This is a genomic window from Streptomyces sp. NPDC043427, assembly GCF_056436655.1.
In genome coordinates this window covers 231,790-254,615 of record NZ_JBWKCC010000009.1, presented here as the reverse complement: position 1 = coordinate 254,615, position 22,826 = coordinate 231,790, and the positions used below count along the sequence as shown (strand labels likewise).

Below are 22,826 nucleotides of genomic sequence, written 5' to 3'. Positions count from 1 at the left end.
GAAATCTCCCCATGCGGAGATCCGTCCATGGCCCGGTGCCGAAACAAGAGCATGGGTGGTTTTGCCTCCGGCCCGCGGCGTTCGCACGCGGAGTCTGATGGGGAGCGGCGGTGTGCACCGCACACCGGCCCGTGCAGGCCGACGCTTCCCGGGAACCTTCCACGGAGCTGACATGGTGGACAAGCTGACGGAAACGCTGCCCTCCGCCCTGGAGGAGCCCACGGCAGTCCAGGACGGGGAGGGTGACCCGGCCGCAATCGAGAAGATCCTCACTGCTGTGCTGGCCGATGTCGTGCGCACCGAGCAGGTGCCGGTCGACGGTCACTTCTTCAATGAACTGGGCGCTGATTCGTTGGTGATGGCGCACTTCTGCGCCCGGGTCAGGAAGCGGGCGGACCTGCCGCCCGTGTCGATGAAGGACGTCTATCGGCACCCGACGATCAGGAGCCTGGCGACGGCGCTCGCGGACGCCCCACCCGCTCACCCGACCGAGCCGTCGGCCGGTGCGGCCCCGGCCCCGGAGCCGTTCCCGGCAGCGGCACAGCCTCCGCAGGGCACGCCGCATTACGTCCTGTGCGGCGCACTGCAGCTCCTGGCCTTCCTCGGCTACTCCTGCCTCGTCGCCCTGATCGCCGCATGGGGCTACGAGTGGATCTCCGCCGGATCCGGCCTGTTCGACGTGTACCTGCGGTCCGTCCTGTTCGGCGGTGCGGCCTTCCTGGGCCTGTGTGCCCTTCCCGTACTCGTGAAGTGGACGCTCATCGGCCGGTGGAAGCCCCGGCAGATCCGAGTCTGGAGCCTCGCGTACGTCCGCTTCTGGATCGTCAAGACGCTGGTCCGGTCGGATCCCCTGGTGCTGTTCAGCGGCTCGCCGCTCTACCTGCTCTACCTGAGAGCGCTGGGCGCGAAGGTCGGGCGCGGCGTCGTGGTCCTCTCCCGGAGCGCGCCCGTCTGCACCGACCTGCTGGTCATCGGCGACGGTACGGTCATCCGCAAGGACTCGTCCTTCTCCTGTTACCGGGCCCACGCCGGAGTGATCCAGACCGGCCCGGTCGCCCTCGGGAGGAACGTGCTGGTCAGCGAGGCCACGGTGCTCGACATCGACACCACGCTGGGCGACGGGGCCCAGCTCGGCCATGCGTCCTCGCTGCACCGCGGGCAGACGGTGGCCGACGGCGAGCACTGGCACGGATCTCCGGCACAGCGGACCGACGTGGACTTCCAAGCGGTGGGGGAGGTCCGCTGCGGTGCGGTGCGCAGGGCGGCCCACAGCGTTCTGCAGATGCTGGTCGCACTCGTCGTGTACGTACCGCTGGCGGTCGGCGGCGTGGCCGCGCTGCTCGCCGAGGTCCCGCAGCTCAGCCGGGCTGTGGAGCCTGGACCCGCGGCCTTCGCCGACGGGACGTTCTACCGCGACTCCCTGGTGTTCTCCTTCGTGCTCGTCTTCGGTGCCGTTCCCGTCGGTCTCCTCGTCCTGGCCGCGGTCCCCCGTCTGCTCAGCCTGACCATGACGCCGGGCAAGGTCTACCGTCTGTACGGCTTTCACTACGGGGTCCACCGGACGATCGCGCTCATGACCAACTGGAAGTTCCTGAAGCGCCTGTTCGGTGACAGCTCCGGCATCGTCCACTACCTGCGGTGCCTCGGGTACGACCTTTCCCAGGTCGAGCAGACCGGGTCGAACTTCGGTACGGAGATGAAGCACGAGACGCCGTTCCTGAGCTCCGTCGGGCGCGGGACGATGATCGCCGACGGGCTGTCGATCGTGAACGCCGAGTTCTCCAGTACCGCGTTCCGCGTCTCCAGGGCGTCGATCGGGCCGCGCAATTTCCTCGGGAACAGGATCGCGTACCCCACGCAGGGCAGGACGGGCGACAACTGCCTGCTCGCGACGAAGGTCATGGTGCCGATCGACGGGGAAGTCCGCGAAGGCGTCGGACTGCTGGGATCGCCGAGCTTCGAGATTCCCCGGTCGGTCCTGCGGGACAGCAGGTTCGACCGGTTCAAGGGCCCCGAGGAGCTCCGGCGCGGCCTTGCCGCCAAGAACAGGCACAACGCCGCCACCATGGGGTGGTACCTGCTGACGCGGTGGATCTACGTCTTCGGCCTCACCCTGCTCGCCGCGGGAGCCACGGAGCTCTACACCTCGTTCGGCGCGTCGGCGATCGTGCTGGCCGACGTCCTCGCCGTGGGGTTCACCGTCGCCTACTTCGTCGTCGTCGAACGTGTCGTCACCGCGTTCCACCCCCTGAGGCCACTGCTCTGCTCGATCTACGACCCGCGCTTCTGGCAGCGCGAGCGCTACTGGAAGGTGCCGTCGGAGACGTACCTGCGGGTCTTCAACGGCACCCCGTTCAAGAACGCGATCTGGCGGCTGCTGGGAGTCCGGGTCGGCAGCAGGGTCTTCGACGACGGCTGCCACTTGACCGAACGGACCATGGCCGCCATCGGGGACGACTGCACGCTCAACGCAGGGACCGTCATCCAGTGCCACTCGCAGGAGGACGGCACCTTCAAATCCGACCGCAGCACGATCGGCTCCGGCTGCACCCTCGGGGTCGGCGCCTTCGTCCACTACGGAGTGACGGTCGGCGACGGCGCGGTGCTCGCCCCCGACTCCTTCCTCATGAAGGGTGAGGCCGTCCCGCAGGACGCCCGGTGGGGCGGGAATCCGGCCAGGCAGCTCCGCCCGCCCAGCAGAGGTGAGGGGAGGTAGGGAGCATGGGAACGCCTGCGGAAACCGACCGGGAGTTCTGGCGGGACGTGCTCACCGCCGGCGGGGCCACCCTGGTCCCTCGATGGACCCTCGACCCGGTGAGCGGCATCGCCGAGCACGAGGCGATGCTTCCCGAGGACCTGATGGCCGCGGTGAGCCACCTGACGGACGATCCGGCGGTACCGCTCGGTTCGGTCCTGCTGGCCGCGCACGCCAAGGTGCTCGCCGCGCTGTCCGGCGAGCGTGAGGTCACCACCGGCTACGTCGCCGAGGAGGGCGGCCGGCCGCTGCCCTGCCGGCTGACCACCGAAGCAGACTCGTGGCGGACGCTGGTGCTGCACACCCACCGGGCCGAGTCGGAGATGCTGCTGCACAAGGACTTCCCGGTCGACGGTCTCCGACGTGAACTGGGCCTGCCCGGACCGTCGACCGAGGCCGTGTTCGATCCGACCGGCGGCGGGGGCGAGCTCGCCGAGGATGCCGTCATACGGCTGGAGTTCCCGCGCCGCGGCGGTCGGCGCTCTCTGCGGCTGCGGTACCGGACCGACGCGCTCGACGCGGACTGCGCCGCCAGGATCGCGGGCTACCACCTCACCGCGCTCAGGCTGATCGCCGCCGATCCGGACGCCGCGCACGGCCGGCAGAGCCTGCTCTCCCCCGAGGAGTACCGTTTCCAGCTCGAAGGACTGGCCGGACGCCGCCGGGAGCTGCCCGGCCACCGCTTCCACGAGCTGTTCGAACAGCGCGTCCGGGCGCACCCGGAGGCCGTCGCGGCCGCATGCGGCGACCGGCGGTGGACCTACCGGGAACTCAACGCACGGGCCAACCGGCTGGGGCGAGCCCTGCTGGCGCGGAAGCTGCGCCGCGAAGGCGTCGTCGCGGTGGTGACCGAGCGGAACCTGGACTGGGCGGCCGCCGTCCTCGCGGTCCTCAAGGCCGGTGGGGTGTACCTGCCCATCGAGCCGCACTTCCCGTCCGACCGCATCGCGACCATGCTCTCCCGTGCCGGGTGCGATCTCGTGCTGACCGAGCCGGGCAGCACCACGACACTCGACCGTGCCCTCGACTCACTGCCCGCGGTCCGGATGCTCTCCGTCGACGAGGCGTACGCGGAGGGCCACCCGGACTCCGACCTCGGCGTCGACGTCGCACCCGACCAGCTCGCGTACATCTACTTCACCTCCGGCTCCACCGGCGAGCCCAAGGGAGCCATGTGCGAGCACGCGGGCATGCTCAACCACCTCTACGCCAAGATCGACGACCTGGGGATCGACGAGGGGCAGGTGGTCGCCCAGACCGCGCCCCAGTGCTTCGACATCTCGCTCTGGCAGTTGGCCTCCGCGCTCCTGGTCGGCGGGCGGACCCTGCTCGTGGAGCAGGACGCCATCATGGATGTCCCGCGTTTCGTCGACACGATCGCCCGCGGCGACGTCGGCGTGCTCCAGGTCGTGCCGTCCTACCTCGACGCCGTCGTGTCCTACCTGGAGCGGCACCCACGCGAGCTGCCGGACCTGCGCTGTGTCTCGGTCACGGGTGAGGCGCTGAAGAAGGAGCTCACCGAGCGCTGGTTCGCGGTCGGAGCGAAGATCAGGCTCGTCAACGCGTACGGGTTGACGGAGACTTCGGACGACACCCACCACGAGGTCATGGACCGGGCGCCGGAGCGTGAACGGGTGCCGCTCGGGCCGCCCGTGAACAACGTGCACGTCTACGTCGTGGACGAGCGGCTGACGCCGGTTCCGCTGGGCGCTCCCGGCGAGATCGTGTTCTCAGGGGTGTGCGTCGGCCGGGGGTACGTCAACGACCCCGAGCGCACCCGGCTGGTCTTCACCGCCGATCCGCACCGCCCCGGCGAACGGCTCTACCGCAGCGGCGACCACGGCCGATGGCTGCCCGAGGGGAAGCTGGAGTTCCTCGGCCGCCGCGACACCCAGGTCAAGATCCGCGGCTTCCGGATCGAGATCGGCGAGGTCGAGAACGCCATGCTGCGTGTGCCCGGTGTCCGCGACGGTGCCGTGGTGGCAGCCCAGGGGAAAGGTCAGGGCGGACGCCTGGTGGCCTTCTACTCCGGTGAGCGCCCGCTGGAGGACGACATCCTCAGAGACCAGTTGGGCACATCGCTGCCCGCGTACATGATCCCGTCGGAGTTCCGCCGGCAGGAGAGCCTGCCGGTGACCGCCAACGGCAAGGTCGACAGGAAAGCACTGACCGCACTCGCCGCGCAGCTCGGCACCGTGGCGCCCGATGCCGGATCCGGCGGCACCGAGTCCGACCGGGCAGAGAAGCACCAGGAGGGCCGGGACGCGCCGCGCACGCCGACCGAGCGGCGGCTGGCCGCCGTGTGGGCCCGGGTGCTCGACATCCCGGAGCGTGACATCGGCCGGCACGACCACTTCTTCGACCGTGGCGGCACCTCGCTCGCGGCGGTGCGGCTCGCGATCGCCCTGGACCGCGCGGTGGACATCACCGACCTCACGCGCCACCCGATCCTGGCCGACCTGGCCCGCACGGTCGACGGGCACGCGACCGCCCGCGGGGGCACCGGGGGTGCTGAGCGCCGCCGGACCGTCGGCCTCCTCCCGAACCGCAACCGAAAGGAGACCGAGATGCCGTCCTCGATCCCCCTGTCGCTGCCCAGTGTCGACCTGCGGCCCGGCAGACCCCCGATCCTGCGTGCCGACGCCGCCGGCGATGCGGCGGGGTGGGCGGCCGAGCACCGGGAGGCGCTGCGCGCCGTCGTCACCGAGCACGGGTCGGTCCTGGTCCGAGGCCTCGGACTGGGCGACCAGGCCGAGACCGCTGCCGTCTTCCGGCAACTGGCCAACGGTCTGATGACCGAGAAGGAGGCCTTCGCGTCCCGGCGGACCTACTCCGACGGCGTGTACTCCTCGTCGAAGTGGCCGCCGAACCAGCCGATGTGCATGCACCATGAACTCAGCTACACGCTGGAGTTCCCCGGCCTGCTGCTGTTCGCCTGCCTCAGTGCTCCCGCCGCGGGCGGGGCGACCGCGCTGGCCGATGCGCCGACCGTGCTGAACGCGCTGCCCACCGAGCTCGTCGAGCGGTTCCTGCGGGAGGGCTGGCTGCTCACCCGCAACTACAACGACGAGATCGGAGCGTCCGTCGCCGATGCCTTCGGCACCGAGGACCGCAGCGCGGTCGAGAGCTACTGCCGCGCGGCCTCCATCGCGTTCGAGTGGCAGCCCGACGGTGGACTGCGGACCTGGCAGCGGCGCAGCGCCGTGGTGCGTCACCCGGTCACCGGCCAACGCTGTTGGTTCAACCAGATCGCGTTCCTCAACGAGTGGACGATGGCCCCCGAGGTGCGGGAGTACCTGACGGACGTCTACGGCGCCGACGGGCTGCCGTTCAACACCCGCTACGGAGACGGCGCACCGATCAGCGAGGACACCGTGCAGCTGCTCAACGACGCCTACCAGTCCAACACCGTGCGCGAGTCGTGGCAGACCGGCGACCTGATGCTCGTCGACAACGTCCGCACCGCGCACAGCAGAGAGCCCTACGAGGGGCCGCGCGAGGTGCTCGTCGCGATGACGGACGCGCTGCTTCTGGCCGACTGCTCACCGACCGTGGAGGTGACCGTCGCATGACCGCGACCAGGACCGCCGCGAGGGGGTCCACACCGGCCGGGCCGGTCACCGTGCCACCGTTCGCAGTGGTTTCCGGCGCCCAGGTCCAGCAAGCGCTGCAGGGGCGTGAGAACGAGATCGTGGAGTTGGTCGAGGCCACCTATCGGCTGCACAGCGCCGGTCGATCGGTGAATCCGCCCTCCATGTTCCTGCGCTTCCCCGACCGCCCGTCGTCCCGGATCATCGCGCTGCCCGCATCGATCGGCGGGGAAGAGCGGGTGGACGGCCTGAAGTGGATCTCCAGCTTCCCGCAGAACGTGTCGGCCGGCATCCCGCGGGCCTCGGCGGTGCTCATCCTCAACGACCCCGACACCGGCTACCCGTTCGCATGCATGGAAGCCTCGATCATCAGCGCCACGAGGACGGCCGCGTCCGCGGCGCTGGCGGCGGACCGGCTCAGCCGCGGCCGGCGGCGCCCGACGCGCATCGGGTTCGTCGGGACGGGCCTGATCGCCCGCTACATTCACACCTTCCTGACGGGTACCGGCTGGTCGTTCGACGCCATCGGCTTGCACGACGTGTCCGCCGGCAGCGCGGCCGGGTTCCGCTGCTACCTGGAGCAGTCGGGCGCCCCCGGCTGGATCGCCGTACACGACAGCCCCGAGCAGCTGATCCGCATGAGCGACCTGGTGGTCTTCGCCACTGTCGCCGGCCGGCCCCACATCCACGATCCGTCGTGGTTCGCGCACCGTCCGCTCGTGCTGCACGTGTCGCTGCGCGACCTGGCTCCGCAGATCGTGCTCGCCTCGGCCAACATCGTCGACGACGTCGAGCACTGCCTGAGGGCCGAAACCTCGCTTCACCTCGCCGAACGCCTCACAGGCAACCGCGACTTCCTGACCGGGACGCTGGACGACGTGCTGGCCGGACGCGTCACGCCGTCGGGGCACCAGACCGTGGTGTTCTCCCCCTTCGGCCTGGGAGTGCTGGACCTGGCAGTCGGCAAGTACGTCTACGACCAGGTGGCCGGCTCCGGAGAGCTCCACGTCGTCGACGGCTTCTTTCACGAGTTGCGCAGATACGGATGACCAGCATCCGCCCCTGGACCGCACTTCCGACACGCGGAGGACATCGTGTCAGTCATATCCGTTCCCTACACCTTCAACGAGGAGGATCTCTACGTCGACCTCGAGCCGGTACTCGAGCACCGGATCTTCCTGAAGTGCGAGGGGTTCAACTTCGCCGGCTCGATCAAGCTGAAGCCCGCGACCCAGATGGTCGAGGCCGCCGAGCAGGCCGGGGTCCTGACGCCGGAATCGGTCCTGCTCGAATCCTCGTCCGGCAACATGGGCGTGGCCCTCAGCATGATCGCGGCGAGCAAGGGCTATCGGTTCGTGTGCGCGACGGACTCCCGCTGCAATCTGTCGACCAGGTTGCTGATGGAGGCCCTTGGCGCTCGCGTGCACGTTGTCACCGAGCCGAGCGCCGAGGGCGGCTTCCTCGGCGCGCGGCTCGACTACGTCCGCAGGCTGTGCGCCTTGGACGACCGGTACGTATGGCTGAGCCAGTACACCAATCCGGGCAACTGGAAGGCGCACTACCACAGGACGGCACCGGCGATAGCCCGCTCTTTCCCAGGACTGGACGTGTTGTTCGTCGGGGCCGGCACCACCGGGACCCTGATGGGGTGCGCACGCTACTTCCGGGAGTGGCACCGGCCGGTCCGGATCGTCGCGGTGGACAGCGCCGGGTCGGTGACGTTCGGCGATACTCCGGGACGCCGGATGCTTCCCGGCCTGGGCATGAGCGTCCGCCCTCCCCTGCTCGACGAATCCTTCGTCGACGAGGCGGTGCACGTCGAGGAGGCGGACAGCATCCGCGTCTGTCGCCACCTGGCCAGACGCGGCTTTCTCTTCGGCGGCTCCACCGGCACCGTGGTCAGCGGCGCGATGCGCTGGCTGTCCCGGCATGACACGTCCGGCCTCACCGCGGTGGCCATCGCCCCGGACCTCGGCGAGCGCTACCTCGAAACCGTCTACCAGGCCAACTGGGTACAGGCCCTCTACGGCGAGGACGTGCTCGGGCCCGAAGGGACGGCCACCGCCGGCTCCCCGGCCACCCGCCCCGCACCACCGGCGACCAAGCCGGGCCCCCTGTACCGGCGCAAGGAGGACGAGACCCGGGCCGGTGACGGCACCGCCGCCAACACGAGCCGGCCGCCACCGGGGTCCTGGACAGCCCCTTCGCGCTCGCTGCCGGATGCGGCCGACGGCCGGGCCCCGGAGACTGTGGAGAGGGGCAGGTGAACCCGGTGAGGCAGGCCGGGGCAGGCACGCAGGCGGGAGAGGGTGTGGCGAAGCGACAGCCCCCCGGGGCCCGGCAGCTCGGTGCATCCGAGACGGACCGTCTCATGGTGGCCGTCGCCGCCGGCAGCCATGACGCCTTCGCCCGCCTGTACGACGCGGTCGCCGGCCCGATCTACGGAATCGCGTGCCAGGTCCTGCAGGACCCGGCACGCGCCGAAGAGGTCGCCCAGGAGGTCATGCTGGAGGTCTGGCAGACCGCCCCCCGCTATCGGCCCGAGAGCGGGCACGCAATGACCTGGATGATGACCATCGCCCACCACCGCGCCGTGGACAGCGTCCGCACCGCGCAGAGGTCCGCCGAACGCGAGCGCGCCGTCTCCCAGCACGAATCGACACCCGACTTCGACGACGTCGTGGAGACCGTGGAGGCGCTCGGAGAACGCGAGCAGGTCCTCTCCTGCCTGAAGGAGCTGACCACCGAGCTGCGGCAGCCGGTGCTGCTCGCCTACTACCGCGGACTGACCCATACCGAGATCGCTTCGGTACTGTCCCTGCCGCTGGGCACCGTCAAGAGCCGCCTGCGCAGGGCGCTGACCCGCCTGCGGAACTGCCTGGGAGCCCTGCGGTGATGACCGACGACCCGCACGACCTCACAGGCGCGTATGCCGCGGACGCCCTCGACCGGGAGGAGCGGGAGGCGTTCCGGCAGCACGTCGCCGGCTGCCCCGACTGCGCCCAGGAGACCGCCGGCCAGCAGGAGGCCGCAGCCTGGCTCGCCCTCGTGACAGCCCGCACCCCGCCGCCGCATTTGAAGGAACGCGTCCTTGCCGAGGCGGCCCGCGCTCCCCAGTTCCCCATGGAGCTCCCCGGTCGGGCGGACGAGCGGGGCGGCAGACGATCCCCGTCACGTCTGCTGCGTCTCGCGCTGGCCGCCAGTCTGGCCGGGGCCGCCGCGTTCGGCGGTCTGGCGGCCTGGCAGTACCAGGAGACGCTGCAGGCACGCCAGGAAGCCCAGAGCCACGCCGCCGACCTCGCCCAGCTCCTTTCGGCTCCCGACACCACCTTCGTCAAGAAGGACATCGCCTACGGCGGCTCCGGCACCCTGGCGGTCTCACACCGCCTGAATCAGGCCGCCTACTTCTGCCAGGACCTCGCTCCCCTCCCCTCCGGAAGGACCTACCAGTTCTGGTACGCCGGCCCCGGCGACACAGTCCGCTCCGCCGGGCTCCTCCCCGCCAGAGCCAGCATCCAGGCCGTGCCCCTCCCTCCGCCCGATGCCGCGGCCGCACTTGCCATCACCGTCGAACCGGGCACAGGCTCCCCCCGGCCCACCACTCATCCCCTCACCATCTGGCCCGTCCGCTCTTCCTGATCGTGTGGCGCCACCGGTTTCGCAGGCTCGCTCCGGGCGCAGCGGAGCGACCCGTGAACGGGCCGGTGCGGAGCACCCTCGGCGTCCTCGCGCTACAACCTCCGGGCGACTGAGGAGTCTTGCTTCACGGGGGGTGTCATGGGGGCTGATCACCAGATCGCTCACTTTCTGCGGGAACTGGGAGGACCGGCCCCGGAGCGGCGTGCGGCTGCGGCCAAGGGGCTGGGGAGGGTCGGCCGCCCCGATCACGCGGCCGTCCTCGTGAAGGCCACCGCTGACCGCGACCCCGTGGTGCGGGCGGCCGCGGCGCAGGGTCTGGGCCGGCTCGGGGCGCGGGAAGCCGGGCGCGAGGTGCTGCCGCTCCTGATGGGCGATGCGGACCCCCGCGTACGTCGCAGGGCCTCGCTTGCCGCGATCCGGCTGGGACTGGACGGCCAGGCGGGGACGGCGGCGTTCACGCGACTGCTCCGCGATCCGGACCGGCATGTGCGGATCAACGCCCTGATCGGGCTGGACGCGGTGGGAGTCCCCGGCGACGCTCCGGCCCTGGTGGCACTGCTCGGCGATCCCGACGGCGTCGTCTGGGGACGCGCCCGGAAGCTGGTGTACCGGTTCGAGGTGAACCCTGCCATCAGGGCGGAGGTGCTCCGCGCGGCCACGGAGGGGGTGGGCGCCACCCGGGCCCGGGCTTTGGACATGCTGCCGACCCGTTGCACCGAGGGGCTGCTGGAGTCGCTGCTCACCGGGCTGCGCGACCCGTCCCCGCTGGTACGGATCGCGGTGGCGAGGCGGCTGCTCGACGCCGACTCCGAGAACGCGGACGACGCCCTGGCCGCAGCGCTGGAGGGTGAGCGGGACCCGGACGCGGCGGCGCAGCTCTTGGTCTGGCTCGGGGAGCGCGGCGACCGGCGCGCGACCGGCCCGGCGGTGCGGTGGCTGCGCGATGTCGAGGCCGGACGGTGGGCCGCCCGGGCCCTGGGCCACCTCGGCACGCGAACCGCCGCCGAGCACCTGCGAACGGCACTCGACGACGAGAGGCTGCCCGGCCCCAGCCGGGCGGCCGCGGCCGCGGCCATCGGAGAGACAGGGGGATGGGACGCCGTGTGGCTGCTGCTCCCGCTCCTCGACGACCCCGATCCCCACCTGCGCGCGGGCGCGGTCGACGGTCTGGGCGCGCGGGTGTCCGGCGGACTCCGTTTCTGGGAACGCCATCTGGTGGCCTGGTCGCTGGGCGCGCACCTGGCCTCCGGGCGGGACGACGTCTGGCGGACACGCGACGCACTGCACGGACTCGCCCAGGCACTGCCCGCCGTACGGCGCTTGGCGGACGAGGCGCCCTCGGGGGAGGTCCGGGCCGCCGCTCTGTCGCTCCTCGACCTCGACGACACCACCGACGACAACGCCCGGAGCGATGTACGACGTTTCGTCAGAGCCCTCGACGATGCGCGCGACGCCGTCCGCTACCAGGCCGTGCGAGGGCTCGGGCGTTGGGTGGAGGGCGCAGGGGCCCTGCCGCCGGACAGCGCGGGCGTACGCCGACGACTGCTCTTCTTCGCCTCGAACGGCTCCGTTCGGCTGCGGTGGGCCGCCACCGACCTGCTCAAGGCCCTGGAGCGCGCCTCTGACGACTGACCCGGCCCGGAGCCGGGACTTTCGCAACAGGGATCTCCTCCATTCGTTTCTGAGCGGACGGCGATCGTGCATGCCCATTCCTAGACGCGGCAAGCGGTTTCGGAAATTAGCGGAAAATTACGTCCGGTATCACCTCGGCAGACGACAACAAGGCGACCCAAAAGACGCCAAAGAGTCGCGATTCGGACAGGGTGAAAAAACCTCGTTGAATATTTGAACGCCCTGTGGAGGTCGCCCGTATCGGATGGCGTGACCAGGAATCCCGTTACCGTCACCCTCGCGTACGCGGTGGTGCCGGGCCGCGAGGACCACTTCCACAACTGGGGGTGGGCCGTGCTGCGCTCAGGCGCGCAGCAGCCGGGCTTTCTCGGGGGTGGCGTGCTCGTCGACGGAGAGGCGGAGTGGCATGTGGTCTACCGCTTCAACGCAGAGGAGGCCGCTCGGACCTGGGAGAACTCCCTCGACTGGGTGCAGATGGCGGCCCGGCTCGAAGGGCTGGCCCGGGAGACGGGGCGCCGGACGGTGGTCGGCTCCCGCAGCTGGTTCGACGCCCAGGCCCCACAGCCCGCCACACCGGCCGCGCCCCGGCCGCCCCCGAAGTGGAAGCTGTGGTTCGTGAACATGAGCGCGGTATTCCCGCCCGTGCTTTTATTTAATCTATTAGTGCTCCCCTATCTCGGAACCCTCAATCCCCTCATCCGGACTCTGCTGTTGTGCCTGTGTGTGACAGCGCTTGTCACCTGGATTCTGATGCCGCGACTCCAGCGTTTCTTGAAGAAATGGCTGTATCCGCCGCTGCAGGCACTCCGTGGACGGCACAAACGGCGGACGGCGTAGGGCCGAGAACGACGCAAGGGAGGTGGGCGGGTGAAGACCCTGCTCATCGACAATTACGACTCGTACACGTACAACCTGTACCAGCTCCTCGCCGAGGTGAACGGCGAGGAACCGACGGTGGTCCTCAATGACACCCCGGCCGACGAGATTCCCGATCTTCGGGCGTTCGACAACGTGGTGATCTCGCCGGGGCCGGGGCACCCCGCCGATGCCCGCGACTTCGGCATCGCCGCCCGGCTCATCGCCGACGCCGAGGTCCCCGTCCTCGGGGTCTGCCTCGGCCACCAGGGGATCGCGGTGGGGGAGCGGGGCCGGGTGGGCCCCGCGCCGCGACCCCGCCACGGGCACCTGTCCACCGTCCGGCACGACGGCCGGGACCTGTTCCAGGGGCTGCCGCAGAACTTCGCCGTGGTGCGCTACCACTCGCTCTCCGTCGCCGAACCGCTGCCGGAGACCCTTCAGGCCACCGCCTGGGCCGAGGACGGCGTCGTCATGGGGTTGCGCCACCTCACCCGACCGCTGTGGGGCGTGCAGTTCCACCCCGAGTCGGTGCTCACCGACTACGGCCACCGGATGCTGGTGAACTTCCGCAACCTGACGGCGGAACGCGCCCGACGGCTCCGTACGAAGAACACCGCGGTGCCCGCCGGCGCGGTCTCCATCCCGCGCCAGCGCCGGGCCGTGACGCCCGTCCACCGGCTGCACTACCGCCGCATGGCCACCGCCGTGGACACCGAGGCCGCCTTCACGTCGATGTACGCCGACTCGCCCCGCGCGTTCTGGCTGGACAGCTCCCGCGTCGAGCAGGGACAGTCCCGCTTCTCGTTCCTCGGCGACGGAAGCGGCCCGCTCGCCGAGTTCGTGCGCTACGACGTGGAGGCGGGCGTGTGCGAGATCGAGCGGCCCGACCGCCCCACGCGCAAGGTCCGCTCCAACGTCTTCGACTACCTCAAGCGGCAGTTGGCCACCCGCCACGTCGACGCCACCGGCCTGCCCTTCGACTTCACCGGCGGCTACGTCGGCTACCTCGGCTACGAGACGAAGGCCGACTGCGGCTCACCGAACCGCCACCGGGCCCAAACCCCCGACGCCTGCTGGCTGTTCGCCGACCGCCTGATCGCCGTGGACCACGAGGAGGGCGCCACCTACGCCGTCTGCCTCGCCGAGGACACCCCGCAGGCCGCGCAGGAGGCCACCGACTGGCTCGACGCCACGACGGCCCGCCTCACCTTCGTGTCGGAACAGACCGCCCCGGCCGCACCCCCCGCCGCCGAGTCGGCCCCCGGCACCGCCGAGCCGTGGCTGGTCCGCGACCGCGCCCGCTACCTCGCCGACATCGACTCCTGCATGCGGGAACTCAACGCCGGGACCAGCTACGAGATCTGCCTGACCAACGCGGCCCGCCTCCCCGCACCGAGCGACACCTACGACTTCTACCGGGCGCTGCGCCGCGTCAACCCGGCCCCGTACGCCGCCTTCCTGCGCTTCGGCGACCTCGACATCGCCGGCTCGTCCCCCGAGCGGTTCCTGCGCATCACCCGGGACGGCGTCGCCGAGGCCAAGCCCATCAAGGGCACCGCGCCCCGGGGCAACAACCCGGCGCACGACGCGCGCCTGAGAGCCGAGCTGGCCGCGGACGACAAGACACGGGCCGAGAACCTGATGATCGTCGACCTGCTCCGCAACGACCTGGGCCGGGTCTGCCGGACCGGCACGGTACGCGTCTCCCGGCTCATGGCCACCGAGACCTACGCCACCGTCCACCAGCTCGTCTCCACCGTCGAGGGACGCCTGCGCGAGGGCACGGACGCCGTCGACTGCGTCCGGGCCTGCTTCCCCGGCGGATCCATGACCGGCGCGCCCAAGCTGCGCACCATGGAGATCATCGACGGACTGGAGACCGAGGCCCGCGGGGTGTACTCCGGCGCGCTCGGCTACTTCGGGTGCAGCGGCGGCGCGGACCTGAACATCGTCATCCGTACGGCCGTGATCGCCGACGGCCAACTGCACCTCGGTGCGGGCGGCGCGATCGTCCTCGACTCCGATCCGGTCGCCGAGTACGACGAGATGCTGCTCAAGACCGTCGCCCCGATGCGTGCCTACCGGGACCGCGCCGCCGCGCCCGCCGCCGAACAGGAGCCGGCCCGATGACCACACCCCAGACGACGCTGCCCCCCGCGCACACCGAGGCGCCCGGAAACCTGGCCGCCCAGCTCGCCACCCTCGCCGAGCGGCGCGGCTGGACGGACCGGCCGGCCTTCCACCAGGGCCACACCTCCTTCACCCACGGCGAGGTGCACGACCTCGCGGCCCGCGCCGCCACCGTCCTCGCCGACCACGGCGTACGCCCCGGCGACCGGGTGCTGCTCGCCCTGCCCGACTCCGTCACCTGGGTGACCACCTTCCTCGCCGTCGCCCGCCTCGGCGCCGTCGCGGTGCTCGTCAACCCCGAACTCCCCGCCCACGAGCACACGTTCATGGCCGAGGACACCGGGGCCGCCCTGTGCGTGACGGGCCCGGGCCTCGACGACCGCTTCCCGCACCGCACCCGCCTCGGCGCCGACCAGCTCGTCGCGCTCACCCGGACCGCCGAACCCACGACCACCGCCCACCAGGTCGACGCGCACACCCCGCTGTACGTCCAGTACACGTCCGGCACCACGGGCCGCCCCAAAGGCGTCGTACACGGCCACGGCGACCCGAAGACGTACCACGACCTCATCGGCCGACGGCTGCTGCGCATCACCCCGGACGACGTCACGCTGTCGGTGTCCAAGCTGTTCTTCGCCTACGGCTTCGGCAACGCCTTCGCCTTCCCGCTCTTCTCCGGCTCCTCCGCCGTCCTCATCGACCGCCGCCCCAACCCGGCCGCCGTGGACGAACTCGTCGTACGACACCGGGTCACCCTGCTCTACTCCGTACCGTCCGCCTACGCCGCCCTGGTGGCCGACCGGGCCGGCGGACACACCACCTGCTTCGCGAGCGTACGGGCCGCCGTCTCGGCCGGCGAGGGCATGCCCGACGGGCTCGGCGCACAACTCACGGAGCTGCTCGGCGCGCCGGTGCTGGAACAGATCGGCTCCACGGAGGCCGGACACGCCTTCTGCGCCAACAGCCTCCTGTACAACCGCCCCGGCACCGTCGGCCGTCCCGTACCCGGTTTCGAGGTGGAGCTGCGCGACCGCGCGGGCCACCCCGTGCCCGAGGGCGAGGAGGGTGAACTCTGGGTGCGGGGACCGACGCTGACGCCCGGCTACCTCAACCGCCCCGAGGAGACCGAGCGCGCCCTGGTCGGCGGCTGGCTGAACACCAAGGACCTGGCGCGCTGCGAACCCGACGGCACCTTCACCCACCTGGGCCGGGCGGACGACATGGAGATGGTCGGCGGCATCACCGTCTCCCCGCTGGAGGTGGAGTCCGTGCTGCGGACGCACCCGGCGGTCGCGGAGGTCGCCGTCGTGTCCGTCACCGACCGGCTGGGCGCGAGCCGCCTGCGCGCCTTCGTCGTCCCCGCCGGCCCACTGCCGCCGGGCCTGGAAGAGGACCTCATCCGGCTGGCCCGCGACCGGCTCGCCGCCTTCAAGGTGCCCCGCAGCGTCAGCTTCGTGCAGTCACTGCCGCGCACTCCCACCGGAAAGCTCCGCCGCCATCTCGTCCGCCAAGGCGCGTGGTGAGTCATGACCGCCACTGAAAGGACCCGGCTCATGCGACCGCACCAGCCCCTGCTCACCGACCGCGGCTTCTACCTCGGGCCGATGTTCCGGCAGGCGGCGGAACGCCACGGGCCGGTCTTCGTCACCCTCGACCGGCCGCTCGACGTCAGCCCCGGCCTGGGCGTCGACCTCACCTACACCGTCCTCGCCGACCTTGTCGACGAGCTGTCCGCACAGCTGTGGGAGGCCGGCGTCCGCCCCGCCGAAGAGGTGGCCGTCCACAAGACGGACAACGTCGACATCGTGCTGCTGACCTGTGCCCTCTCCCGGATCGGCGCCGTCCCCGCCCTGCTCTCGCCCGGCCTCGCCGGCCCGGTCGTCGGCCGGCTCCTCGAACGCCTCCACACCCCCTGGCTGATCACCGACCGGGCCAAGCTGGAGGGCCCGCTGAAGGACGTCGGCGTGGCCGGGCTCGTCCGCGGCACCCTCTCCGTGGACGACGCGCCGGGCGCCGTACCGCTGGAGAAGTACGCCGGGTCAGCGCCCCGCCGCCCGGTGCGGCTCCACTCCAGGGAACCCGCCCTGATCACCCACAGCTCGGGCACCACGGGCCTCCCCAAGCTGGCCGTGCACTGCGCGAACACCATGTGGAACCGGCTCGTACCGCAGAAGGCGATGGGCTGGCCCACCCGCGGCGAGACCGCGGCGCTGCACATGTCGTTCGTGCACTCGCGCTTCTACCACCTGCTCGGCGTCCTGCTGAGCTTCGGCAGCCCCCTGGTGCTGATCACCGACCCGGACCCCGCGAACGTCGCCCCGATTTTCACCCGGCACCGCCCCGGCATCGTGGAGACACACCCCAACACCTTCGTCCTGTGGGAGGAGTTGGCGGACGCGCCCGGAGCACCGCTGTCCCGCGTGCGTTCCTACGGCTCCACGTTCGACGCGATCCACCCGCGCACCGTGCAGCGGCTGCTCGACGCGTCCGACCGGCGCTCCCCGTGGCTGATCCAGCTCTACGGGCAGAGCGAGACCGGCCCCGTCGCCTTCCAGTGGTTCACCCGGCGCGGTGCGTCCCGCATGGACGGCCGCCGGGTCGGCATCGGCATCCCCGGCTTCACCCGCGTACGCGTCGCGGACGACTCCGGCCGCGGCGTCAAACCCGGTTCGCCCGGCCGGATCGAGGCCCGCACCAGGGGGCGCATCCTCACCTACCTCGGCGCCCGCGAGCAGTACCAGCGCCAACTCGACCGCGGCTGGTGGCAGATGGGCGACATGGGCTACCGCAGCCGCTGGGGCGCCCTGTACCTCATCGACCGCGAGATCGACCAGATCGACGCCGTGCACAGCAACCTCGAGATCGAGGACACGCTGATGTCCCGCCTGGAGGAACTGCGCGAGGTCGTCATCGTGCCGGGTGCGGACCGCGAACCGGTCCCCGTCGTCTGCGTACGCGGCGAACAGGCCCTCGACCCGGACCGCTGGCGGGAGGCGACCGCCGACCTCCCGACGATGGCGGAGCCCCGGCAGTGGCGGTTCGAGGACCTGCCGATGACGGCCACCTGGAAGGTGAAACGCGTGGAGATCACCCGCATGCTGGCCGAGGGTGCCCGCACATGAGCCAGGTCCTCGTGGTGGGCGCCGGCCCGGTCGGCCTGGCCGCCGCGCTCGCCCTGCGCTCGCACGGACTCCCCGTCCTCCTCCTGGAGGCCGACCCCGAGGACCGCGTACGGCCCGGCAGCCGCGCCCTGTTCGTCCACCGGGAGACCCTCCAACTTCTGGACGGCATGCGCCCGGGCCTGGCCGCCGAGATCACCTCGTACGGCCGGACCTGGCACACCAAACGCACCCTCTACCGCGGCCGTGAGGTGTACGCCCGCACCTTCCCGCCCCCGTCCGGAACCCCGCCCTTCACCAGCCTGCGCCAGGTCGACACCGAGCGCTTCCTGCTCGCCGCCTGCCGTGACGCCGGGGTGGAGTTCGTGTGGGGCGCCCGGGTGGCGGGCGTACGGTCCGGCCCGGACGCCGTCGCCCTCACCGGTGAGGACGGCCGCACCTGGACGGGCAGCCATGTCATCGCCGCCGACGGCGCCCGCTCGGCCGTACGCCGCGAACTGGGCATCACCCTGCAGGGCGGCCACTCGGCCGGCTTCCACGTCGTCGTCGACATCGCCGACCTGCCGGACGCGCAACTCCCGCTGGAGCGCGTCTTCCACTACGAGCATCCTGGCCTCGACGGCCGCAGCGTCATGCGGGTGCCCTTCACGGGCGGCTTCCAGCTCGACCTCCAGTGCCGCGACGACGACCGGCAGGAGGCGTACGGCACCGAGCAGGCCGTCCGCGCGTGGCTGCCCCGGGTCGTGGGGGAGGGGTACGAGGACCAGGTCCTGTGGGTGTCGACGTACCGCTTCCTGCGCAAGGTCGCCTCGGAGTTCACCGACTTGCACCACCGGGTGCTGCTCGCCGGGGAGGCGGCGCACCTCTTCCCGCCGTTCGGGGCGCGCGGCATGAACAGCGGGATCGCGGACGCCGCGGCCGCCGCCGACGCCGTCGCCACGGGCACGCCCGAGGCGGTCGCGGAGGCCGCCGCCCTGCGCCGGGCGGCGGCCCTGTTCAACAGCGACGCGGCCGGCACGGCGCTGGAACACCTGCGTCCCGCGCGCCGGATCGTCAAGGCCAAACAGCGCGCCGCCGCCGCGCTCTCCCCGCTCCTGCCGTGGTGCGGTGCCTGGCTGGAACACGCGCCCTACGGACCCCGCAACGGCTCACCGGCGAGCGCCGGCCGCAAGTACTGAACGGAGACTTCCATGACCGGACCGGCCGTCCTGGAAGGGCTGTTGGCCTGGAGTCCCGGCAGCGGGCTCATCCCCGCCGCGCAGGACGCCGGCGGACGGCTGCTGGCCGCCGACTCGTGGCTCGTGCGCGAGGGACGCATGCGCGGCCACGAGCGGCACCGTGAGCGTTTCCTGCGCGCCTGCGGCGAGTGCGACGGGCCGCCGCTGCGTCGGCTGATCGAGTTCTGGCAGGACGTGACCGCGACGCTGCCCCGCACCGGCGAGTGGTTCCCCCGGGTCGAACTGGTCGCGGGCTCCCACCAGTTGCGTCTCCTGCTCCGCCCGGCCCCACCCCTGGGCTCCGGCGTGCGCGTCTGGGCCGTGGGCCAGCCCGACCCCCGCAGCCTGCCCCGCCGCAAGGGGCCGGACCTCCCCGCCCTGGCCCGCGTCCGCAGCCGGGCCTCCACCCACGGCGCCGACGAGGCCGTACTGGTCGCCCCCTCCGGGCTGGTCCTGGAGGCCGCCCACTCCAGCATCGTGTGGTGGGAGGACGACACCCTGTGCCTGCCCTCCCCCCAACTGCCCGTCCTGCCCGGCGTCACCATCGGCCTCATCCAGGAACGCGCCGCCCGCTCCGGGACCCGCGTGGCCCACCGCGACCGCACCATCGAGGAACTCGACGGCCGCGAGGTGTGGCTGGTGAACGCCCTGCACGGGATCCGCCCGGTGACGGAGTGGACGGAAAGCACCTTGAAAGCAGCCCCGGCGCCACGGGCCGAGGAATGGCGGCCATGGCTGGAGGAGATGATGGTGCCGCTGCCGGAATCCTTTCTGTAATCACCGTTCTCACGCAGAAACCCCGGGTCGGAGAAAGCTCCGACCCGGGGCTGAAAGGCATTCCCTGAAGGGAAATCAATTCACCTCTGATTACTTCTGGGCGGGCTGATAGGCACCCGGAACCATGCGTGTGGCTATCGCGATCCGGTTGTACGCGTTGATGACGGTGGCCGCCCAGATGAGCGCCGCGATCTGCGCGTCGTCGAAGACCTCGGCGGCCTCCGCGTACACCTCGTCCGGGACCCGCCCGTCGTGCACCAGCGTCACGGCCTCGGTCAACGCCAGTGCGGCGCGCTCCCGTTCGGAGAAGAACGGCGTCTCCCGCCAGGCGTTCAGCACATGGAGCCGCTGCTCCTGCTCGCCCTTGGCCCGGGCGTCCTTGGTGTGCATGTCGAGGCAGAACGCGCAGCCGTTGATCTGCGAGGCGCGAATGCGGACGAGCTCCAGAATCTCGTCCTCGACCTTGGCGTCCTGGGCCGCGGAAACGGCGGCACGGTGCAGACCGCTCATCGCTGTGGACACATCGGGAGTAATGCTCTTCAGGGAAACGCGGGAGGGGGAATCGTTCTTGACCATGGGGAGACTCTATCCCGGCTGGAGGGAATTCCATGCCGGATTTCGGAATTATTTTCGCTCGCCCGGTGGTCGCAGCCGGTCCACTTCCTCAGCGGCGTCGCGGGCCTCCCGCTCGGCACGGGTGAGCGCGTCGGTGGCCGCCTGGTACTGCTCTTCGGCCTGCTGCTGCTCCCGAGCCGTGTGCTGGACCTCCTCCTGTGCCTTGCGCAGTCGTTCCCCGGCTCGGGCGTGATGGTCACGGGCCTGCCCGAGGGACGCCTCCGCCTTGGCCTGCCGGGTGCGCTGGTCCCGTAGGCGCCTCTCCGCCGCGGCGGCCGTCCTGCGGGCCCGGGTGAGTTGCTCCTGGCGTTGCCGGCGTCGCTCGGCGACTTCGTCCTTCTCCCGCGCGGGGGTCGTCTTCGCCGTCGTCCGCGTCTCGGCGCGGCTCGGCGCGGGCGTTTCGGACGGGAACGCCGAGGGCGGGGTGAGGGCGCCCTCCAGGCGGCCCGCGGCCCACTGTTCGGCCGCGTCCGGGTCGGTGAGGACGGCACGCAGGGTGGACTCCACATCCTGCTGCACGCTGTCCGAGAGCCGGTGCCCGGCCTCGCGGGCCAGCTGGGCGGCCTGTAGGGACAGCGCGGAGACGACACGGCGCCGCTGCGCCGACAGCTCCTTGAGCTGGGCCGAGTCCAGGGTCCGGTAGGCCTCGCGCAGCGCCTGCCCGAGCTCCAGGAACTGCCGGCTCTCCTCCGGCCGGGAGCGCAGCAACTGGTTCGCCGCCCACGCCGCCAGCGTGGGCCGGCGGGCGGCATGGATCCGGCGGGCGTCCTCGGCGCGTCCCGCCGTGCGAGCGGCGGCGGCCAGTACCTCGCGGCGCGAGACGAAGTCGGCGGGCGGCGTGGCGTAGAGCTCGTCGAGCACCGCTTCCACGTCAAAGCTGCCGTCGCCCTCACGACTCACACCCTTGCGCCGCATGCCCCTCAGCCTCCACCGGCCCGGGCGGTCCCGCACGTCGGGTCGGCCCCCCGGGGGAGGCGCGGGCCCGACCAGGCCGGCTGCTAGCTTCCCGACTCATGAACGACAGCGTGTACGTGGGCAACGCGGGCAAGGACGCGGCCCTGGACCGGGGCTGGCTGCTCGGCCACTTCAAGGACACCGGCGACCCCCGCCACAGCGAGGACGTCGAGATCAAGTGGGGCGTCCATCCGAAGGGCGACGAACGGGCCCACTGGGTGAGGGGCGAGGAGCGCACGGCCCTGCTGGTCCTCATCAGCGGCCGCTTCCATGTGAAGCTGCCCGCCCGCGATGTCGTCCTGGCCGAACAGGGCGACTACGTGGTGTGGGGCCGCGGCGTCGACCACTCGTGGTACGCGGAGGAGGAGTCCGTCGTCCTGACGGTCCGCTGGCCGTCCCTCCCCGGCTACAAGGTGGGGGACGGGTCGCCCGCCCCTTGCGAACGCCTAGGGTGAGTGTTCGACGAAAGGGGGCTGAAGCTCGTGGTGAGTGACCTGGTGCGCGCGGAACTGGGGCGGGTCGACTGGGCTTCGCTGGAGTGCGGCTGTGGTGACTCCGCCGAGCATCTGCCCCTGATGTTCGAGGCGCTTCTCACCGCCGGGACCCCGAGGGAGATGATCGGGTACACCCTCGAAGGCCACGTCGAGGCCGAGTCGAACATCTTCGCCTGCACCGCTCCCGCCGTCGGCGTGATCATGTCCGCGCTGGCGGGCGAGATCGCGCCGCTGGCCCGTGGCGTCCTTCTGCAGACGCTGGAGTTCGTGGCCGCGGGAGCGGACGACGAGTGCCGCGCCCGGGTGCGGGAGGGCCTGCGGACCCTCCTGCACCTCGGGCTCACCGGAGACGCGCAGGACGCCGAAACGGTGGCCGACATCTGCGAGTACCTCGACCTCGGAGACGAAGACGCCGAGTTCTACGCGACCTTGCTCCGCGAGCGCGCGGGCGCGAAGACCAAGCGTCGCCGCCGCACGGTCTGACGATCCCCGGGCCTTGTGACGGTTCGTCAGTCCAGGTCGTAGGCGAACGTGTACGGCACGGAGGGCTCGCCGTGCCTGGCCGTGAAGCTTCCGGTGCCGCGCAGGCCCGTCAGTTCCCCGGTGCCCGAGCCCGGGACGACCTCGAAGACGCAGTGCACGCTGCCGTCGGCCTCGAACGAGCCGCGTTCCTCGACGGCGAAGCTGCCCTTGCGTCCGTCGACGGTGCCGTGGAACAGCTCCATGCCGGTGTACGTGCCGGTCTTCTCCGTGACGTAGACGATGGTGTACTCGCACGCCGTGTCGGCGGCCTCGACACCGCCGGAGAAGGTGTTGGTGACAGAGGCGTGCGCCATTCTCGGGTGGCCGTCGCTCCGGCCGACCGCGCGCTCCTCCCAGTCGGCGAAGGTGAAGTGGCCGGTGGTCTGCGTGGGCATGGGGGTCCTCTCGAACGGGTCGCGCGGGCTGTTGCCCTCGGCGCTCGAGCAGTCTGTCGGCCGTACCTGACACCTTCTGTCAGGTACGGCGGGCATCAGCACGGCGAACGCGACGAACGGCACCTCCAT

18 protein-coding genes are annotated in these 22,826 nt (G+C 71.3%); 15 read left to right on the top strand and 3 right to left on the bottom strand.

What is annotated here, in order from left to right:
* Positions 1 to 172: 172 nt before the first annotated feature.
* The 13 genes from AC067M_RS18270 (at position 173) to AC067M_RS18210 (ending at position 19,717) form a co-directional block, all read left to right on the top strand.
* Positions 173 to 2,716 carry a Pls/PosA family non-ribosomal peptide synthetase gene (locus AC067M_RS18270; protein ID WP_478697994.1) on the top strand — a complete coding sequence of 848 codons (2,544 nt, stop codon included), beginning with the start codon at positions 173 to 175 and terminating at the stop codon, positions 2,714 to 2,716.
* A gap of 5 nt (positions 2,717 to 2,721) precedes the next feature.
* Positions 2,722 to 6,327 carry a non-ribosomal peptide synthetase gene (locus AC067M_RS18265; protein ID WP_478697993.1) on the top strand — a complete coding sequence of 1,202 codons (3,606 nt, stop codon included), beginning with the start codon at positions 2,722 to 2,724 and terminating at the stop codon, positions 6,325 to 6,327.
* Positions 6,324 to 7,394: a 2,3-diaminopropionate biosynthesis protein SbnB gene (gene sbnB / locus AC067M_RS18260; protein ID WP_478697992.1), complete on the top strand. Its 1,071-nt coding sequence runs from the start codon at positions 6,324 to 6,326 to the stop codon at positions 7,392 to 7,394. Before AC067M_RS18265 ends, sbnB begins: the two co-directional genes overlap by 4 nt.
* Positions 7,395 to 7,439: 45 nt before the next feature.
* Positions 7,440 to 8,612: a 2,3-diaminopropionate biosynthesis protein SbnA gene (gene sbnA, locus AC067M_RS18255; RefSeq protein ID WP_478697991.1), complete on the top strand. Its 1,173-nt coding sequence runs from the start codon at positions 7,440 to 7,442 to the stop codon at positions 8,610 to 8,612.
* A gap of 44 nt (positions 8,613 to 8,656) precedes the next feature.
* On the top strand, positions 8,657 to 9,241 hold the full coding sequence (sigK, locus tag AC067M_RS18250) for an ECF RNA polymerase sigma factor SigK (protein WP_478697990.1): 585 nt from the start codon (positions 8,657 to 8,659) through the stop codon (positions 9,239 to 9,241).
* Positions 9,241 to 9,984, top strand: a complete 744-nt coding sequence (locus tag AC067M_RS18245) for an anti-sigma factor (protein WP_478697989.1) — start codon at positions 9,241 to 9,243, stop codon at positions 9,982 to 9,984. The genes sigK and AC067M_RS18245 overlap by 1 nt, the downstream gene beginning before the upstream one ends.
* Before the next feature lie 138 nt (positions 9,985 to 10,122).
* Positions 10,123 to 11,616 (top strand): HEAT repeat domain-containing protein, encoded by a 1,494-nt coding sequence (locus tag AC067M_RS18240; RefSeq protein WP_478697988.1) that lies wholly within the window; start codon positions 10,123 to 10,125, stop codon positions 11,614 to 11,616.
* Between the two features lie 249 nt (positions 11,617 to 11,865).
* Positions 11,866 to 12,453, top strand: a complete 588-nt coding sequence (locus tag AC067M_RS18235) for a hypothetical protein (RefSeq protein ID WP_478697987.1) — start codon at positions 11,866 to 11,868, stop codon at positions 12,451 to 12,453.
* Positions 12,454 to 12,483: 30 nt separating this feature from the next.
* Positions 12,484 to 14,604, top strand: coding sequence for an aminodeoxychorismate synthase component I (gene pabB, locus AC067M_RS18230; protein WP_478697986.1), 2,121 nt, complete (start codon positions 12,484 to 12,486; stop codon positions 14,602 to 14,604).
* Positions 14,601 to 16,127 (top strand): AMP-binding protein, encoded by a 1,527-nt coding sequence (locus AC067M_RS18225; protein ID WP_478697985.1) that lies wholly within the window; start codon positions 14,601 to 14,603, stop codon positions 16,125 to 16,127. Before pabB ends, AC067M_RS18225 begins: the two co-directional genes overlap by 4 nt.
* Before the next feature lie 30 nt (positions 16,128 to 16,157).
* Positions 16,158 to 17,726 carry a class I adenylate-forming enzyme family protein gene (locus tag AC067M_RS18220; RefSeq protein ID WP_478697984.1) on the top strand — a complete coding sequence of 523 codons (1,569 nt, stop codon included), beginning with the start codon at positions 16,158 to 16,160 and terminating at the stop codon, positions 17,724 to 17,726.
* Positions 17,723 to 18,901, top strand: a complete 1,179-nt coding sequence (locus AC067M_RS18215) for an FAD-dependent monooxygenase (RefSeq protein WP_478697983.1) — start codon at positions 17,723 to 17,725, stop codon at positions 18,899 to 18,901. The genes AC067M_RS18220 and AC067M_RS18215 overlap by 4 nt, the downstream gene beginning before the upstream one ends.
* 12 nt (positions 18,902 to 18,913) lie before the next feature.
* Complete coding sequence (locus AC067M_RS18210; protein ID WP_478697982.1) at positions 18,914 to 19,717, top strand: aminotransferase class IV; 804 nt, start codon at positions 18,914 to 18,916, stop codon at positions 19,715 to 19,717.
* Positions 19,718 to 19,807: 90 nt separating this feature from the next.
* Here AC067M_RS18210 and AC067M_RS18205 read toward each other — a convergent pair whose 3' ends face one another.
* Both AC067M_RS18205 and AC067M_RS18200 read right to left on the bottom strand, forming a co-directional pair.
* Positions 19,808 to 20,293 carry a carboxymuconolactone decarboxylase family protein gene (locus AC067M_RS18205; protein WP_478697981.1) on the bottom strand — a complete coding sequence of 162 codons (486 nt, stop codon included), beginning with the start codon at positions 20,291 to 20,293 and terminating at the stop codon, positions 19,808 to 19,810.
* 48 nt (positions 20,294 to 20,341) lie between these two features.
* Positions 20,342 to 21,247 carry a hypothetical protein gene (locus tag AC067M_RS18200; protein ID WP_478697980.1) on the bottom strand — a complete coding sequence of 302 codons (906 nt, stop codon included), beginning with the start codon at positions 21,245 to 21,247 and terminating at the stop codon, positions 20,342 to 20,344.
* 98 nt (positions 21,248 to 21,345) lie between these two features.
* On the opposite strand from AC067M_RS18200, the gene AC067M_RS18195 reads away from it, so the two are divergent.
* Positions 21,346 to 21,741, top strand: a complete 396-nt coding sequence (locus tag AC067M_RS18195) for a cupin domain-containing protein (RefSeq protein WP_478697979.1) — start codon at positions 21,346 to 21,348, stop codon at positions 21,739 to 21,741.
* A gap of 27 nt (positions 21,742 to 21,768) precedes the next feature.
* Positions 21,769 to 22,263 carry a hypothetical protein gene (locus tag AC067M_RS18190; protein ID WP_478697978.1) on the top strand — a complete coding sequence of 165 codons (495 nt, stop codon included), beginning with the start codon at positions 21,769 to 21,771 and terminating at the stop codon, positions 22,261 to 22,263.
* Positions 22,264 to 22,289: 26 nt separating this feature from the next.
* On the opposite strand, the gene AC067M_RS18185 is transcribed toward AC067M_RS18190, so the two are convergent.
* On the bottom strand, positions 22,290 to 22,697 hold the full coding sequence (locus tag AC067M_RS18185; RefSeq protein WP_478697977.1) for a DUF3224 domain-containing protein: 408 nt from the start codon (positions 22,695 to 22,697) through the stop codon (positions 22,290 to 22,292).
* Between the last annotated feature and the right edge of the window lie 129 nt (positions 22,698 to 22,826).